At 70.1% G+C, this 16,458-nt stretch carries 10 protein-coding genes; 7 read left to right on the top strand and 3 right to left on the bottom strand.

Annotated elements, in window-relative coordinates; translation table 11 throughout:
• Positions 1–23: 23 nt before the first annotated feature.
• A complete protein-coding gene (locus tag ACSHV8_RS48695) occupies positions 24–2,384 on the bottom strand; it encodes an ATP-binding cassette domain-containing protein (RefSeq protein ID WP_436527282.1) in 2,361 nt (786 codons plus the stop codon).
• 106 nt (positions 2,385–2,490) lie between these two features.
• On the opposite strand from ACSHV8_RS48695, the gene ACSHV8_RS48690 reads away from it, so the two are divergent.
• From ACSHV8_RS48690 to ACSHV8_RS48665, 6 genes are all read left to right on the top strand, one after another.
• On the top strand, positions 2,491–3,657 hold the full coding sequence (locus ACSHV8_RS48690) for a sensor histidine kinase (RefSeq protein WP_436527281.1): 1,167 nt from the start codon (positions 2,491–2,493) through the stop codon (positions 3,655–3,657).
• Positions 3,654–4,325, top strand: a complete 672-nt coding sequence (locus ACSHV8_RS48685) for a response regulator transcription factor (protein ID WP_436527280.1) — start codon at positions 3,654–3,656, stop codon at positions 4,323–4,325. Before ACSHV8_RS48690 ends, ACSHV8_RS48685 begins: the two co-directional genes overlap by 4 nt.
• A gap of 90 nt (positions 4,326–4,415) precedes the next feature.
• Positions 4,416–7,487, top strand: a complete 3,072-nt coding sequence (locus ACSHV8_RS48680) for an efflux RND transporter permease subunit (protein WP_436527279.1) — start codon at positions 4,416–4,418, stop codon at positions 7,485–7,487.
• Positions 7,488–7,635: 148 nt separating this feature from the next.
• Positions 7,636–9,342, top strand: coding sequence for a putative Ig domain-containing protein (locus ACSHV8_RS48675; RefSeq protein WP_436527278.1), 1,707 nt, complete (start codon positions 7,636–7,638; stop codon positions 9,340–9,342).
• Complete coding sequence (locus ACSHV8_RS48670) at positions 9,339–9,983, top strand: PulJ/GspJ family protein (RefSeq protein WP_436527277.1); 645 nt, start codon at positions 9,339–9,341, stop codon at positions 9,981–9,983. Before ACSHV8_RS48675 ends, ACSHV8_RS48670 begins: the two co-directional genes overlap by 4 nt.
• Positions 9,980–11,521 (top strand): ricin-type beta-trefoil lectin domain protein, encoded by a 1,542-nt coding sequence (locus tag ACSHV8_RS48665; RefSeq protein WP_436527276.1) that lies wholly within the window; start codon positions 9,980–9,982, stop codon positions 11,519–11,521. The genes ACSHV8_RS48670 and ACSHV8_RS48665 overlap by 4 nt, the downstream gene beginning before the upstream one ends.
• 21 nt (positions 11,522–11,542) lie before the next feature.
• Here the strand turns inward: ACSHV8_RS48665 and ACSHV8_RS48660 are convergent, their stop codons facing one another.
• On the bottom strand, positions 11,543–12,394 hold the full coding sequence (locus tag ACSHV8_RS48660) for an MEDS domain-containing protein (RefSeq protein ID WP_436527275.1): 852 nt from the start codon (positions 12,392–12,394) through the stop codon (positions 11,543–11,545).
• Between the two features lie 112 nt (positions 12,395–12,506).
• Here ACSHV8_RS48660 and ACSHV8_RS48655 point away from each other — a divergent pair, with 112 nt between their 5' ends.
• Positions 12,507–13,673, top strand: coding sequence for an acyl-CoA dehydrogenase family protein (locus ACSHV8_RS48655; RefSeq protein WP_436527274.1), 1,167 nt, complete (start codon positions 12,507–12,509; stop codon positions 13,671–13,673).
• An 831-nt stretch (positions 13,674–14,504) separates the two neighbouring features.
• On the opposite strand, the gene ACSHV8_RS48650 is transcribed toward ACSHV8_RS48655, so the two are convergent.
• On the bottom strand, positions 14,505–16,454 hold the full coding sequence (locus ACSHV8_RS48650) for an RNA polymerase sigma factor (RefSeq protein ID WP_436527273.1): 1,950 nt from the start codon (positions 16,452–16,454) through the stop codon (positions 14,505–14,507).
• Between the last annotated feature and the right edge of the window lie 4 nt (positions 16,455–16,458).

The following is a 16,458-nucleotide window of genomic DNA, read 5'->3' as shown; positions in this document are numbered from 1 at the left end:
CCTAACGGATCGGCCCTCCAGGGTCAGGACTTGACGTATTCGGCCAGGTGCTCGCCGGTCAGGGTGGAGCGGGCGGCGACCAGCTCGGCCGGCGTGCCCTCGAAGACCACGCGACCGCCGTCGTGGCCGGCGCCCGGACCCAGATCGATGATCCAGTCGGCGTGGGCCATCACGGCCTGGTGGTGTTCGATGACGATGACCGAGCGGCCGGCGTCGACCAGGCGGTCCAGCAGGCCGAGGAGTTGTTCGACGTCGGCCAGGTGCAGTCCGGTGGTCGGCTCGTCGAGGATGAAGACGCCGCCGGTCTCGCCCATGTGGACGGCCAGCTTGACCCGCTGGCGCTCGCCACCGGACAGGGTGGACAGCGGCTGGCCGAGGGTCAGGTAGCCGAGTCCGACCTCGAACAGCCGCGCCAGGATCTTGTGGGCGGCCGGGTTCTTGCCGTCGCCGGCCGCGAAGAACTCGACCGCCTCGGCGACCGGCATGGCCAGAACCTCGCTGATGTCCTTACCGGCGAGCTTGTAGTCGAGCACCGACGCGTCGAAGCGCCGTCCTTCGCACACCTCGCACACGGTGGCCACGCCGGCCATCATGGCCAGGTCGGTGTAGATCACGCCGTTGCCGTTGCAGTTCGGGCAGGCGCCCTCCGAGTTCGCGCTGAACAGGGCCGGTTTCACGCCGTTGACCTTGGCGAACTGCTTGCGGATGGGTTCCAGCAGTCCGGTGTAGGTCGCCGGGTTGCTGCGCCGCGAGCCCTTGATCGACCCCTGGTCGACCGCGACGACCCCGTCCCGCCCGGCCACCGAGCCGTGGATCAGGCTGCTCTTGCCGGAGCCGGCCACGCCGGTCACGACGACCAGCACACCGAGGGGGATGTCGACGTCGACGTTCTGCAGGTTGTGCCGGCCCGCGCCGCGCACCTCAAGAAAATCGGAGGGCTTGCGTACGTCGTCCTTCAGCGCGGCCCGGTCGTCCAGGTGGCGTCCGGTGAGCGTGCCGCTGGCGCGCAGCCCGTCCAGGGTGCCCTGGAAGACGACCTCGCCACCGGCCGCCCCGGCGCGCGGCCCGAGGTCGACGACGTGGTCGGCGATCGCGATCGCCTCCGGCTTGTGCTCGACCACCAGGACCGTGTTGCCCTTGTCCCGCAGTTGCTGGAGCAGCTCGTTCATCCGCTGGATGTCGTGCGGGTGCAGGCCGATGGTGGGCTCGTCGAACACGTACGTGACGTCGGTCAGGGACGACCCGAGGTGCCGGATCATCTTGGTGCGCTGCGCCTCGCCGCCGGAGAGGGTGCCGGCCGGACGGTCCAGGGACAGGTAGCCGAGACCGATCTCGATGAACGAGTCGAGCGTGTGCTGCAGCTTTTCGAGCAGCGGGGCGACCGACGGCTCGTTCAGCCCGCGCACCCAGACGGCCAGGTCGCTGATCTGCATGCGGCACGCGTCGGCGATGCTGACACCGTTGATCTTCGAGGAGCGGGCGCCCTCGCTGAGCCGGGTCCCGTCGCACTCGGGGCAGGTGGTGAACGTGATCGCGCGGTCGACGAAGGCACGGATGTGCGGCTGCATCGCCTCCCGGTCCTTGGACAGGAAGGACTTCTGGATGGACGGGATGAGCCCGCTGAAGGTCAGGTTGATCCCGTCGACCTTGATCTTCGTGGGTTCCCGGTGAAGCAGGTCGTGCAGCTCCCGCTTGGTGTACTTCTTGATCGGCTTGTCCGGGTCGAAGTACCCGCAACCACGGAAGATCCGGCCGAACCAGCCCTCCATGCTGTAGCCCGGGATGGTGAGCGCGCCCTCGTTCAGCGACTTGTTCTCGTCGTACAGGGCGGAAAGGTCGAAATCGGTGACCGCGCCGCGCCCCTCGCACCGCGGGCACATGCCACCGGTGATGCTGAAGCTGCGCCGTTCCTTGGTCGTGACGCCGGCCTTCTCCATGGTCACGGCACCGGCGCCGGAGATCGAGGCGACATTGAACGAGTACGCCTGCGGGGAGCCGATGTGCGGATCGCCGAGGCGGCTGAAGAGGATCCGCAGCATGGCGTTGGCGTCGGTCGCGGTGCCGACGGTCGATCGCGGGTCGGAGCCCATCCGCTCCTGGTCGACCAGGATGGCCGTGGTCAGGCCCTCCAGCACGTCCACGTCGGGGCGGGCCTGGGACGGCATGAAGCCCTGGACGAACGCGCTGTACGTCTCGTTGATCATCCGCTGCGACTCGGCGGCGATGGTGCCGAACACGAGCGAGCTCTTGCCCGAGCCGGAGACTCCTGTGAACACGGTGAGCCGGCGCTTCGGGATCTCGACGCTGACGTCCTTCAGGTTGTTGACGCGTGCACCGTGCACGCGGATCAGGTCGTGGCTGTCGGCGGCGTGCGTCTTCTCCATGGCGGAAAGGCTAGTTGCGGCGTACCGCGGCTGCTTCTTCTTTCCTGACCGAAATACCGCGGCAAGACGACGCGGCACGGATGCCCGGCTCACTAACGTGGGCGGCATGTTCCTGGGCCGCCGCTGGTCAGCCGGGCGGCCACTGATCGCCGACGGCCTCATCGCCGTCGCGGTGGCCGGGGTGAGCGCGTTCGCCTATCTGGCCGGCGCCCGGCGCCACGCCATCCCGGGTCTGGGCTGGGCCGACTACGCGGGCCTGGCGGTGGCGGTCGGCGCCATGACGGTACGCCGGCGGTGGCCCCGACAGGCGCTGGTCGTGACGACGGCCGCGATCATCGCGTATACCTGGGAGCGCACCGACCGGCATCCCCTGCTGATCCTGGCGGCGGGGATGTGCGCCTACACGATGGCGACCCGGGGCACGCGGCGCGACACCTGGCTGTCCTTCGCCGGATGCGGCGTCGCGCTGTATCTGGGCGACGTCCTCTCGGGGAGGTATCCGCCGTTCACCGCGGCGACGATCCCGGTGCTGACGTTCGTCGGGATGGCCACCGCGTTCGGGGACGCGACCCGGAACCGGCGGGCCTACCTGGCCGAGGTCGAGGAGCGGGCTCGGCGGGCCGAGCAGACCCGTGAGGACGAGGCCCGCCGCCGGGTCATCCAGGAGCGGCTGCGCATCGCCCGGGAGCTGCACGACGTGGTCGCACACCACATCGCCGTGATCAACGTGCAGGCCGGGGCGGCCAGCCACCTGCTGGACCGGCGGCCCGAGCAGGTCCGGCCGGCCCTGGATCACATCCGGCACGCCGGGGACACCGTACTCAAGGAGCTGGCGTCGATCGTCGGCGTGCTGCGCCAGTCCGACGATCCGGACGCCGGGACCGAGCCGACCCGTGGGCTGGCCCGCCTGCCCGAGCTGCTGGACACGGTGACGGCGGCCGGGCTGGTCGTGCGGTTCCAGCAGGCGGGCTCGGAGCGGGAACTGCCGGCGATGGTCGACCTGGCGGCCTATCGGATCGTCCAGGAAGCCCTGACGAATGCCCATAAATACGGCACGGGTGACGCCGAACTGACCGTCACCTACACGCGCGAGGGTGTCGAGATCGAGGCGACCAACCCCGCACGGATAAATCCCGACAAGTCCGGTTCGGGATACGGGATCGTCGGCATGCGCGAGCGCGCGGCGGCGGCCGACGGCACGCTCACGACGTACGAGAAAGCCGGATTTTTCCATGTCAAAGCCCAGCTCCCAGCACCGATCGAGGGATCATGATCCGGGTACTTCTCGCTGACGACCAGGCGCTCATCCGCGCCGGCTACCGGATGATCCTCGACTCCGAACCGGACATGGAGATCGTCGCCGAGGCGGTCGACGGCCGCCAGGCGGTCGAGCTGGCCCGCACCGAGCGCGCCGACGTCGTCCTGATGGACATCCGGATGCCGGTGATGGACGGCATCGAGGCGACGCGCCGGATCGCCGACGACGACGACCTGGCCGGCGTCCGCGTCCTGGTCCTGACCACGTTCGAGCAGGACGACAACGTGATGCTCGCCCTGCGCGCGGGCGCCAGCGGTTTCCTGGGCAAGGGGGTCGGACCGGACGAGTTGATCACCGCGGTCCGGGTGGTCGCCTCCGGTGACGCGCTGCTCTCCCCCAAGGCCACCCGGGGTCTGCTCGATCACCTGCTCAGCCAACCGGAGGCGGGTCCGCCGCCGGCCGCCCTGGACGAGCTGACCCAGCGCGAGCGCGAGGTGCTGGTGCTGGTCGCGCACGGGATGACCAACGAGGAGATCGCCGAGCGGCTGTTCCTGTCCCCGCTGACCGCGAAGACGCACGTCAACCGGGCGATGGCCAAGCTCCGGGTCCGGGACCGCGCGCAGCTGGTCGTGGTCGCGTACCAGAGCGGTCTGGTCCGCCCCGGGAATCCGCAGCCGAAGTAGCCGGCGGGCCGCGACTACCGCAACCGTGGTAGCCGGACGGACCGCCGACGGACGACGCGCCGGGACCGCCCGGCGGCCGAGACTTCCCCCGTGTCTCTCCTGTCCCGGATAAGTCTCGCCAACCGCAAGCTGGTGGCCCTGGTCGCCGCGCTGGTCGTCGCCTTCGGCGTCTACGCCGCGACGTCGCTCAAGCAGCAGTTGCTGCCCGATCTGTCGTTCCCGGCCGTGACCGTCCTGGCCACCTACCCGGGCGCCGCCCCCGAGGTGGTCGAGGAGCAGGTCACCACGCCGATCGAGGACGCGCTGAAGGGCGTCACCGGGGTGGAGACGACCACCTCGACCTCGCGGCAGGGGTCGGTGACGATCACCATGTCGTTCGGCTACGACACCGACATCGACGGTGCGACCGGCGACGTCCAGGAGGCGCTGGCCAAGGCCCGGCTGCCCGAGGGCGTCGACCCGCAGGTGCTCACCGGCAGCACCGGCGACCTGCCGACGATGACCCTGGCGGCGACCGCGGACGGCGACCAGCGCGCCTTCGCGGCCAAGCTGACCTCGACGGTCGTGCCGGCGCTGCAGGCGGTCGACGGCGTCAACGAGGTCTCCGTCTCCGGCACCCGTGACCAGGTCGTCACGGTCACCCCGAAGGCGGGCGCGGGCGCCTACCAGCAGTCGATCATGACCGCGCTGAGTTCGCTGGGCGGCACGTCGTCGGCCGGCCAGATCACCGCCAGTGGCAAGAATCTGAGTCTCGCGGTCGGCTCGGCGGTCACGTCGCTCGACCAGATCAGGAACCTGTGGCTCTCCGGACCGAAGGCCGTCCAGCTCAAGGACGTCGCCTCGGTCACCCTGGCCGACGCCCAGGTCACTTCGATCACGCGTACGGATGGAAAGCCTTCCCTGGGAATCTCGATCACCATGGATCACAACGGGTCGTCGTCCTCGATCTCCGACGACGTCCGCGCGAAACTGGCCGACCTGCAGGGCTCGCTCGGCGACGGCGCGCGGCTGACCGTGGTGTCGGACAGCGGGCCGCAGGTCAAGGACTCGGTCGACGGCCTGCTCGAAGAGGGCGCGCTCGGCCTGCTGATGGCCATCGTGGTGATCGTGCTGTTCCTGCGGTCCGGCCGGTCGACGCTGGTCACCGCCGTGTCGATCCCGCTGTCGCTGCTCATCGCGCTGATCGTGCTCTGGTGGCGCGACTACTCGCTGAACATCCTCACCCTGGGCGGCCTGACCATCGCGGTGGGACGCGTCGTCGACGACTCCATCGTCGTCCTGGAGAACATCAAACGCCATCTGGGGTACGGCGAGGACCGGCGCCACGCGATCATCACCGCCGTGCGTGAGGTGTCCACCGCCGTCACCTCGTCCACGCTGACCACGGTCGCCGTGTTCCTGCCCATCGCGTTCGTCAGCGGCCTGGTCGGCGAGCTCTTCGGGGCGTTCTCGATCACCGTGACCGTGGCCATGCTGGCCTCCCTGTTCGTGTCGCTGACGGTGGTGCCGGCGCTGGCCTACTGGTTCCTGAAGTCACCGGTGGTCACCGACGACGCCGAGGCGTACCGCGAACGGGTCGAGGCCGAGGAGCGGCGCGGCCTGCTGCCCCGGATGTATCTGCCGGTGATCACCTGGTCGGTCCGCCGCCGCAAGACGGTGCTGGCCGCGGCCGTCCTGCTGCTGATCGGGACGGTCGCGATGGCCGGCGCGCTGAAGACCAGCTTCATCGGGGACTCCGGCTCGGACAGCGTCCGGGTCAGCCAGACCCTGCCCGCCGGCACCGACCTGGCCACCACCGACCGGGCCGCCCAGCAGGTCGAGAAGGTGCTGGCGACGCTCGACGGGGTCGAGTCGTACCAGGTGACAGTCGGATCGTCGGGCGGGTTCTTCGGTGGATCGGGCGGCAGCGAGAAGGTCGCCTACACGATCGACGTGAGCGGGGACGCGGCGGCGGTCGAGGACGAGCTGAACGACAAGCTCCGGCCGATCACCGGCGCCGGGGAGATCACCGTCGGGGGCGGGGGCGGCGGCTTCGGCAGCAGCGGCATCGAGGTGTCCGTGCGGGCCGGCGACGACGCCTCCCTCAAGGCCGCGACCGAGCAGATCCAGCAGGCCCTCGGCCGGGTCACCCAGGTCACCGACGTGAGCAGCGACCTGAGCGAGAGCGCGCCGCAGATCAGCATCGTGGCCAAGGGCGAGGAGGCCGCGAAGTACGGCCTGAGCGACCAGACGATCGTCTCCGCGCTGCGTACCGCGGTGCAGGGCGCGACCGCGGCCCAGGTCGCCCTGAACGGCGCCGCCCACGACGTGATCGTCCGCACCAGCGCGACCGCGCCGGACAGCCTGGCCGAGGTCAAGGCGCTCACCGTCATGACGACCACCGGCCCGGTGCGGCTGGACAAGGTCGCCACGGTCACCCAGGTGAACGGGCCGGTGCAGCGGGTCCGCGTCGACGGCGACCGCACCAACACGGTCACCGCCACGCCGGCCGGGGACGACACCGGTGCGGCCAGCACCGCGGTCCGGACGGCGCTCGACGGTCTCACCCTCCCGGCCGGGGCCACGTACGAGATGGGTGGGGTCACCTCGCAGCAGAACGAGGCGTTCTCGCAGCTCATCCTCGCCATCCTGGTCGCCATCGGGCTCGTCTTCCTGATCCTGGTGGCGGTCTTCGGCAGCATCCGGCAGACGTTCATCCTGCTGGTGTCGATCCCGTTCGCCTTCGTCGGCGCGATCGCGCTGCTGCTGATCACCGGCACCCCGATGGGCGTGGCCGCCCTCATCGGCCTGCTGATGCTGATCGGCATCGTGGTGACCAACGCGATCGTGCTGATGGACCTGATCAACCAGTACCGGGAACGGGGTGTGCCGGTCGCGCAGGCCGTGGTCGAGGGCGGGCTGCGCCGGCTCCGGCCGATCCTGATGACCGCGCTGGCCACGATCTTCGCGCTGCTGCCGATGGCGCTCGGGATCACCGGGTCGGGCGGGTTCATCTCGCAGCCCCTGGCCGTGGTGGTGATCGGCGGCCTGGTCACGTCGACGCTGCTGACGCTGGTGCTGATCCCGACGCTCTACACGATGGTGGAGACCCGCCGGGACCGGAAGCGGGCGGTCGCCGCCCCGGCCCCCGAGCCGGCGCCGGAACCGGTCCCCGTCGGCTGACCGGTTTCCCGATCGCTCGAACCGCCGCCCGTCACGGATCGTCCGTGCCGGGCGGCGATTTGCTAAACGCCGCCGTCCACGTGCCGATGATCTGCACGAATGACATCTGGCCGGCGGCCGGATGTCCCGCCGTGATGGACGGGGAAGCATGCGGGAGAGCGCATCGGCAGGTGACGGGGACGAGGGCTTCAGCCTGGTCGAGATCCTCGTCGCGCTGGCCATCATCAGCACCACCCTGCTCGCCAGCACCCCCTTCTTCATCGCCAGCCTCAACAACGTCAACGCGCAGCGGGGCCGGCAGGCCGCCATCGAGGTCGCCAACACCGCGATCGAGCAGGTCCGGGGCCTGCAGGGCAGCGCGCTGCTGAGCGGGCGCAACAAGAAGGCGACCCAGGCCCAGTTCGACGCCGCCCCCACCTCCGTCCAGTCCTACCTGGCGACGATGGCGGTCGAGGCCGACGCGACGATCTCCGACGAGACCACGGCCCTGGGCGCGGACGCGGCGATCCCCACCTCGCCCCAGTCGCTCTCGGTGGAGGGCGTCACGGTCACCCAGAACATCTACGTCGGCGCGTGCGAGATCTACCTGACCAAGACCAGCACCGGCGAGTGCGTCTATCCGCTGGCCGACGCCGACAAGCCGGCCGACAGCACGAAGATCCTCCGATTCTTCCGCGCGGTCGTGCTCGAGACCTGGCCGGACAAGGCCTGCAACACCAGCAGCGGTCTCCGCGTGTGCGAGTACATCACCTCGACGCTGGTGGCCCGGGCCCCCGAGCCGAACTTCGACTTCCACCGGGCCGCCCCCAAGGTCCTCACCACCGTGATCAACTTCTACAAGGACGTGGAGTTCTCGTTCCAGCTGGAGGCGCGCGGCGGCTACCTGCCGAACACCTGGTCGCTGGCCACCGGCAGCCCCAAGCTGCCGGCCGGGCTCTCGATGACCGCGTACGGCGTGATCAGCGGGACCGCGACCGCCGTCAGCAGCACCAAGCTGAGCATGACGGTCACCGACAATCAGGCCCGTTCGGACACCGAGCCGATCACCCTCAACGTGGTGCTGCCGCCGACCGTCACCGTGCCGGCCACCACCAGCCGCATCGGGGACGTGGTCAACCTGCAGGCCACCGGGGCCAACGGGGTGACGCCGTACATCTACACGGCGACGAACCTGCCGCCCGGACTGACCATGGCCCCGAAGACCGGGCTGATCACCGGCAGCCCGACCACCGTCGGCACGTACACCGTGGCGCTGAAGATCACCGACGTCAACGCCGTGGTCGGCACCTCGACCTTCACCTACGTCGTCACGCCGGCCATCGTGCTGGCCACGATCCCGGCCCAGACGATCAACCTGGGTGACAAGCTCGACTTCACCGCGGTCGCGTCCGGCGGCGACGGCAACTACACCTACAGCGCCACCGGCCTGCCCACCGGACCGGCGGTCAACATCAACAAGAACACCGGCGCGGTCTCCGGCAAGCCGACCGCGTCCGGCCGGTTCCTGACCACGATCACCGCCACCGACGGCACCGGCGCCACGGTCAGCCAGCTGGTCGTCATCATCGTGAACACCACGACCTCGCTGGTCTTCACCGCGCCGCCGCTCACCGCGCCCGACCAGAGCACGGTCAAGGGCACCGCGACGTCCCTGGCGCTGACCACCAACGGCACGCTGCTCGGCCTGGCCCCGGTGCTGACCGCCACCGGGCTGCCGCCCGGCCTGAGCCTCAACACCCTGACCGGGACCATCTCGGGCACCCCGACCACGGCCGGCACCTACACGGTCACCGTGACCGCGACCGGCGCGTCCAGCAACCTCAGCGTCCTCACCCTCGTCTGGAAGGTCACATGAACGACGACGGGAACACCGAACGCGACGCCGGCTTCACCCTGATCGAACTGCTGGTCGGGATGGGACTCATGAGCGTGGTGATGGTGATGGTGCTCAGCGGGGTGATCGAGGTCTACTCCAGCGTCAACCGGACCGACGGCCTGGCCAACACCCGGGAGCAGATCACCACCAGCTTCCGGCGCCTGGACAAGGACCTGCGCTACGCGAGCTGGGTCGCCAAGGTCGGCAAGGTGAGCGGCAACTACTACCTGGAGTACAACACGCCGTCCGGGTGCCGCCAGCTCGCCTGGAAGAGCGGCGTGCTGACCGTGGCCAGCTGGAAGTCGACCGCCACGAACACGCCGGGACCCCCGACCACGATCGCGACCGACCTGAGCCTGACCGGGACCACCGACCCGTTCACCGTCATCCTGCCCGGGGACAGCCCGTACGCCACGGCCAGCCCCGGCACCACCGGCACCGGCACCGGCTACTCACCGCAGCACAGCCAGGTGCGGCTGCGGTTCACCAGCAAGTTCGGCAACACCACGATGCCGGTGGACGAGCTGTTCACGGCTCAGAACACGACGTCGTACAACGTCTTCGGCAACAACCGGGAACTCCTGGACAACGACTGCAGCAAGGGAAGGCCGTCCTCATGAGGCTCACGACGCTCCGCAAGGACGAGGGCTCCCTGCCGATGGCGATGCTCATCGTCACGGTCGTACTGTCGATCTCCGCCGCCCTGGTCCCGGTCGTGGTCCGACAGACCAAGGCCACCCAGAACATCGCCGAACGCACCACCACACTGGACTCGGCCCAGGCGGGCATGGACGTGATGATGGCCCGCGTGCGCGCCGCCGCCGACCTGACGACCCACGACGGCTACCTGGAGAACATGCCGCCGTGCACGCTCGGCGGCGACGCCGGCGTCAATGCCACCACCGAGCGGCTGGCCTACCAGGTGACGGTCACCTACTACGACTCGGACGGCGCGGCGATGACCTGCCCGGTCACCAACGTCCCGACCACCGCCAAGGTCGTCTCGATCGGCACCGTCGGCAACGTCAAACGGACCCTGACCGCCACCTACGTCTTCTCCACCAGCAACACCAACATCCCCGGCGGCCAGATCCGGATCGCCAGCTCGACCCTGGGCAACCAGTGCCTGGACTACTCGGGGACGGCCAAGCCCCCGACCGCGGGCACCGCGATCATCATGGCGACCTGCGACAACAGCAGCCGGCAGCAGTTCGGGTACACCACCGACCTCTACCTGAAACTGATCGGCTCGGAACAGAACGGCGCCGACGACGGGATGTGCCTCTACGCCGGTGCCACCCACGCCAGCGGCAACGGACTGGTCTTCCAGCCCTGCCCGGCGACCACCCCGGCGACCTCGACCTACCAGTGGAGCCTCGACGGCAGCAGCCTATTCCACTCCGCGAACTCGTCCAAAGCCGTCGAGTCGTTCTGCATCAACGTCACCAAGCCGGGCGTCGCCGCCAGCCCGGTCGCCCTCGGCGGGTGCAGCACCGACACCACCAAGACGGTGTGGCGCTCGGCCCCCGGCGTGGGTGCGGGCATGGCCGGCGACAGCACCAACCAGCTGGTCAACTACGCCCAGTTCAGCCGCTGCCTGGACGTGACCAGCAAGTCGACCAGCGCCACGTACATGATCGCCTGGTTCTGCAAGCAGGCCCCCAACGGCGTGGTCGACTTCAACCAGCAGTGGGTGCACCCGACGCCGGGGCCCAAGGACGTCTCGGCGACCGGGCCGATCATCGTCAACAACTACACCGCCACCAGCAACTCCAACAGCGCCTGCGCGACCAGCAGCGCCGCGGGCTGCGCCAACAACTACTGCCTGAAATCGCCGGGCACGGTGACCGCCAGCTCCTGGGTGACGGTGGAGAGCTGCAAGACCGCCGCCGTGCAGGCCACCACCGCCTACCAGTGGACCGTCTACCACGACACCGGTGACTACGCGACCAGCTACCGGATCAAGGACTACAAGGGCAACTGCCTGCAGCCGACCCGGCAGACCGACACGTCGTACACGGCACCCAGCACCGACCTGCACAGCGACGGCACCAGCAAGGTCAAGGTGGCCACCTGCAGCTCGTCCGAGCTGCAGAAGTGGAACGCTCCGGCCAACATCAGCAAGCCGACGCCGCTGACCGACCTGACCGAGGACTGAGATCCGACCGGCCGCGTGCCCTCATTCGAGGCGCAGGCGGCCGGTCGGGCCGTCCCAGTGGAAGGCCAGCAGCCTGCGCAACGACCGGGAGCAACCGACCACGTCCAGCCGGTGGCCGCCGCTCACGGCCGGCTCCAGCAGGATCCGGGCGGCCGCCGAATCGGCGAACCGCAGGTCACTCAGGTCGAGCGTGACCGGCTCCCGGTCCGCCGCCTCCTCCACCAGGTGCTCGACCATCGCGCGCAACGCCTGCCGGTTGGAGAGATCCGCCTCCCCGGACAACCGCAGCCCCGACCCACCGGTCCGGACCACACGCAGCAGCGGAATCCGCGACGGATCGGTGTACCGGGTGATCGTCGACGGGTGCGTCCGCGTGACCCGCCGCAACTCCGGCTCACTGAACTCGCGCCGATCGTAGAGACACACCCCGGTCGTGTAGCCGTCCACACAGATCCGGTTGACCCGCGCCTCGTACCAGGAGAGCTGGTCGATCCGCACATCCCGCCGGGCCCAGGTCATGTCCCCGATCCCGCGCATCCCGTGATACCCCTGCGCGCGGGCCGTCGCCACCTCGCCCGCCCAGGCGGCCAGGCTCGCCTCCGGATCAAAAACACCATCCGGGAGGTACGCCGCCTCGACGCCCGCCACCGTCAACTGTCCACTGCTCAAGGCCATCGTGATGTCCACACCCTGGCCGGCCAGCACCGACGGCAGGCGCTCGGCGTCCGGCCCGCAGTACACGATCCGGTGGTGCCGGCGCAGCCCGGACCGGACCAGCGACGCCACACTCCCCGCCCACAACGGCTCGTCGTCGTAGACCAGACAGGCATGATCACCCGGGCCCAAGTGGTCGAGCAGGCTGGCCTCGGCCATCGTGCCCCCTCAGTGCTCCCACCCCCGCGACGGTTTGTCGGTGCTCACCGTAACCACGGTCACACGCCCGTACCATCGCTGAATCGGGTGCGCCGAAACCTTTGGAGTACGCATGACCGTCACCGATCCGCTCGAACTGCTCGACATCGCCGGACTGCTCAGCGACGAGGAACGGCAGATCCAGGAGACCGTGGGCCGGTTCGTCACCGACCACGTCCGGCCCCACGTCGCCGACTGGTTCGAGGAAGGCACATTCCCCCGCGAAATCGCCCTGGAACTGGGCAAACTCGGTGTGCTGGGCATGCACCTGGAGGGTTACGGGTGCGCCGGGACGAGCGCCACCGCCTACGGCCTGGCCTGCCTGGAACTGGAGGCCGGCGACTCCGGGCTGCGCAGTTTCGTGTCCGTACAAGGCTCCCTGGCGATGTTCTCCATCTGGAAGTACGGATCGGAGGAGCAGAAACTCGAATGGCTGCCCCGGATGGCGGCCGGCGAGGCGATCGGATGCTTCGGCCTGACCGAACCCGACTTCGGCAGCGACCCGGCCAACATGCGCACCCGCGCCGTCCGCGACGGCGACGACTGGATCCTCACCGGCGCCAAAATGTGGATCACCAACGGCAGCATCGCCGACATCGCCACCGTCTGGGCGCAGACCGAGGACGGCATCCGCGGCTTCCTCGTCCCCCGCGGCACACCCGGATTCACCACCCGCACCATCAAACAGAAACTGTCCCTGCGCGCGTCCATCACCGGCGAACTGATCCTCGACGAAGTACGCCTGCCCGACACCGCCCGGCTCCCCGGCGCGCGCGGCCTCGGCGCCCCGCTGAGCTGCCTGAACGAGGCCCGCTTCGGCATCATCTTCGGCGCCACCGGTGCCGCCCGCGACTGCCTGCGGACCGCGCTCGACTACGCCGGCAGCCGGGTGCAGTTCGACCGGCCGATCGCCGCGTTCCAGCTCACCCAGGAGAAACTGGCCAACATGGCGGTCGACCTGAACACGGCCGCGCTGCTCGCCGTCCACCTCGGCCGGTTGAAGGACGCCGGCACGCTCAAGCCGCACCAGGTGAGCGTCGGCAAACTCAACAACGTCCGCAAGGCGCTGGCCATCGCCCGCGAATGCCGCACCATCCTCGGCGGCAGCGGCATCACCCTTGAGTACTCTCCCCTCCGCCACGCCAACAACCTGGAGTCCGTCCTCACCTACGAGGGCACGTCCGAGATCCACACCCTGGTCATCGGCCAGGCCCTCACCGGCCACTCCGCCTACCGCTGACCCCGCCCCCACCACTCCACCGCCCACCACTCCACCGCCGACCGACCGCCACCGCCAGCTCAGCCCCAACTGATCGCCGCCAGCCCAGCCCAGCCCGATCGACCGCCACCGCCAGCCCAACCCCAACCGATCGCCGCCAGCCCAACCCGATCGACCGCCCAGCCCTCACCGGGGGCGGCCGACCGCAGATCGCCGCCAAACCAGCCCCGCTACGACCGGCGGCAAGCAGCCCGGAGGAGGTGAGGGCTCGCCGCCTCCGCGGCCATCTCCACGGGCAGAGCGGTGGCACAGCCGTGGCAGGCGCGGCAGGCCCACCGGGGCAAAGCCGTGGCAGATCCGGCGGCGCAAGCCATGGCGCGGCCGCGGCGGGCACGGGCGCGTCGCGGGCGCGAGCGTCGCGGGCGTGGGCGTCGCGGGCGCGGGCGTCGCGGGCGCGGGCGTCGCGGGCGCGAGCGTCGCGGGCGCGAGCGTCGCGGGCGCGAGCGTCGCGGGCGCGAGCGTCGCGGGCGCGAGCGTCGCGGGCGCGAGCGTCGCGGGCGCGGGCGTCGCGGGCGCGGCGCGGGCGCGGCGAGCGTGGGCGCGGGCACGGCGGGCGCGGCGGGCGCGAGCGTGGTGTGGCCGGGCCGCAGCGCGCCCGCCGGGCCCCGGCTGGTCCCCTGGGCTGTCCCGCACCCGCGGGAGCAGCCCTGAGTGCCAGCCGCGGCCGGCAACCGCGCTGCGGCCCGAAGCCGTGCATCCCGGGATCCTCACTCCCGGGTTCGAGCCGCCGGATCACGCGGGGCTGCGGCGTGATCCGACAGGACAAACGTAGGGTCTGCCCTTGGGGCAGAGTCAAGGCTTCCGAAGAGTTCGCAGCGTACGACCGGTAGCCCGCTTGAAGAGGTACTCGGCCCGCTCGTAGGAGAGCCGCCGCCGCCCGGTTTCCGGGCAGAGATCGCCGGCCCGTGGTCGCCGAGCCGGCCCCGGCCGCCGGTCGGAGAGGAAGAGCGGCCCGCGGGCTCGTCCGGCGATCAGTTCCGGCAGGAGCGCCGCGGTCTCGTCCCGCCAGGTCACCCCGGGCCCGGTCCGCCCGGCGAGATCCAGATCCTGGACGTCGAGCGCGAGCACCGCCCCGATCGGCGCCCCCGATTCCCGAACCATCAGCCACAGAACCCGTTCCCGCACCGGAAACCCACCGAATTCCCCGGCCGCCGGCGCCCCCGATCCCGGCCCGGCCAGGCCACCCGACACTCCGGGCACACCCGAGCTCCGAACGGATTCCAGGGCGACAAGAGCACCCTTCGGCGGCAACGGCCGATTCCGCAGCTCAGCGGCCAGCGCAGTAACCCCGGCCCACCCCGCGAACGACCGGAACGCCGCCAGATGCCGATTCCACCCCCGCGGTGCCGCATCGACCCAGAGCGAATTGACCGCCGCGGCCACCCCGGCCGCGTCGAGATCCGCCAGCGGCGTCCGCTCTCCCAGCGCCCGCCTCATTCGCCCGAGCGATTTCCGATAGGCCCCGGCGGTCCCCGCCCCGAGTCCGGCCAGGAATTCGTCCACCGCTTCCCCGAGATTGGGTCCATTCTCGACCGCTCCGGCCGATGCGGCCCGAGCCCGGAGAAAGTCCCGTTCCGCGGCGTTACGCGTCAGCGAGGCGGCCCGCTCCCATTCCCGCCGCGCCTCCGCCCCACGCCCCATCCGCAGCAGCAGTTCGGCGCGAACCCCGGGCAGCAGGTGGTAATCCCGCAGCACCGGGTCGGCTCGCAGCCCTTCGACCAGCGCCAACCCGGCTTCCGACCCCTGGGCGAACCCCACCGCCACCGCCCGGTTCAATCGGACCACGGGCGTGGGCAGATGCCGTTCCAGCGCCTCGTAAAGCGTCGCGATCAGTTCCCAGTCGGTCTGTTCGGCGGTTCGCGCCTGTGCGTGACAGACCGCGACGGCCGCCTGCAACACGTACGGCCCGGGCGCTTTCCCGGCACCGGCCGCGCGGGCCCGCAGCATCGCCGCGAACCCGCGGTTGATGAGCAGGCGGTCCCATTTTCCCCGGTTCTGTTCGTGCAGTTGAACCGGTTCGCCGCGCGCACCGATCCGGGCCGCCGATCGTGATTGTTGAATCTCCATCAGCGCCACGAGTCCGTGTACTTCGGGATCGTCGGGCGCCGATTCCGCGAGCAGCCGCCCCAATCGGAGTGCTTCCAGGCACAGTCCGGGACGCATCAGGTCGTCACCCGAGGTCGCCGCGTAGCCCTCGTTGAAGAGGAGATACACGACTTCGAGTACGGACGTGAGCCGCCCGCGCAATTCCGCCCCGGCCGGAAGTCCGTACGCGACGCCCGATTCGGCCAGGGTCCGTTTGGCGGCGGCGATCCGTTGGGCGATCACCGGTTCACCGGTGAGAAAGGCGCGGGCGATCTCCGCGGAACTGAGTCCGGCCACCACGCGCAGGGTCAGCGCGGCGCGCGATTCCCGGCCGAGTACCGGATGGCACGAGATGAACATCAGACGCAGTACGTCATCGTTGCGTTCCGCGGTATCCGCGGGTTCCACGTCCGTACTGTCAAATCGGGTTGAACGTCGTAAATGGTCGACCGCCCGGCGCCGCGCGACGGTTGTCAGCCACGCGCCCGGGTTGTCGGGGACACCGGCCTCCGGCCACTGCTCCATGGCTGTGACCAGGGTGTCCTGTGCGATCTCCTCGGCCAGGCCGACGTCGTGGACCATCCGCAGGAGCGCCGCGACGATCCGTGCGGACTCCTGCTTCCAGACGACGCCGACCGTGGCCCGGACATCGATCATGACG

Source organism: Actinoplanes sp. HUAS TT8, from assembly GCF_051380535.1.
In the GTDB taxonomy this organism is placed as follows: Bacteria; Actinomycetota; Actinomycetes; order Mycobacteriales; family Micromonosporaceae; genus Actinoplanes.
The sequence above is the reverse complement of the archived record's forward strand: the minus strand, read 5'-3'. Positions and strand labels throughout refer to the sequence as shown.

What these genes read in the sequence shown, in the direction of transcription:
- ACSHV8_RS48650 (WP_436527273.1), bottom strand. Translation starts at nt 16,454, where the DNA reads ATGATCGATGTCCGGGCCACGGTCGGCGTCGTCTGGAAGCAGGAGTCC.
- ACSHV8_RS48690 (WP_436527281.1), top strand. Translation starts at nt 2,491, where the DNA reads ATGTTCCTGGGCCGCCGCTGGTCAGCCGGGCGGCCACTGATCGCCGAC.
- ACSHV8_RS48660 (WP_436527275.1), bottom strand. Translation starts at nt 12,394, where the DNA reads ATGGCCGAGGCCAGCCTGCTCGACCACTTGGGCCCGGGTGATCATGCC.
- ACSHV8_RS48695 (WP_436527282.1), bottom strand. Translation starts at nt 2,384, where the DNA reads ATGGAGAAGACGCACGCCGCCGACAGCCACGACCTGATCCGCGTGCAC.
- ACSHV8_RS48655 (WP_436527274.1), top strand. Translation starts at nt 12,507, where the DNA reads ATGACCGTCACCGATCCGCTCGAACTGCTCGACATCGCCGGACTGCTC.
- ACSHV8_RS48685 (WP_436527280.1), top strand. Translation starts at nt 3,654, where the DNA reads ATGATCCGGGTACTTCTCGCTGACGACCAGGCGCTCATCCGCGCCGGC.
- ACSHV8_RS48675 (WP_436527278.1), top strand. Translation starts at nt 7,636, where the DNA reads ATGCGGGAGAGCGCATCGGCAGGTGACGGGGACGAGGGCTTCAGCCTG.
- ACSHV8_RS48665 (WP_436527276.1), top strand. Translation starts at nt 9,980, where the DNA reads ATGAGGCTCACGACGCTCCGCAAGGACGAGGGCTCCCTGCCGATGGCG.
- ACSHV8_RS48670 (WP_436527277.1), top strand. Translation starts at nt 9,339, where the DNA reads ATGAACGACGACGGGAACACCGAACGCGACGCCGGCTTCACCCTGATC.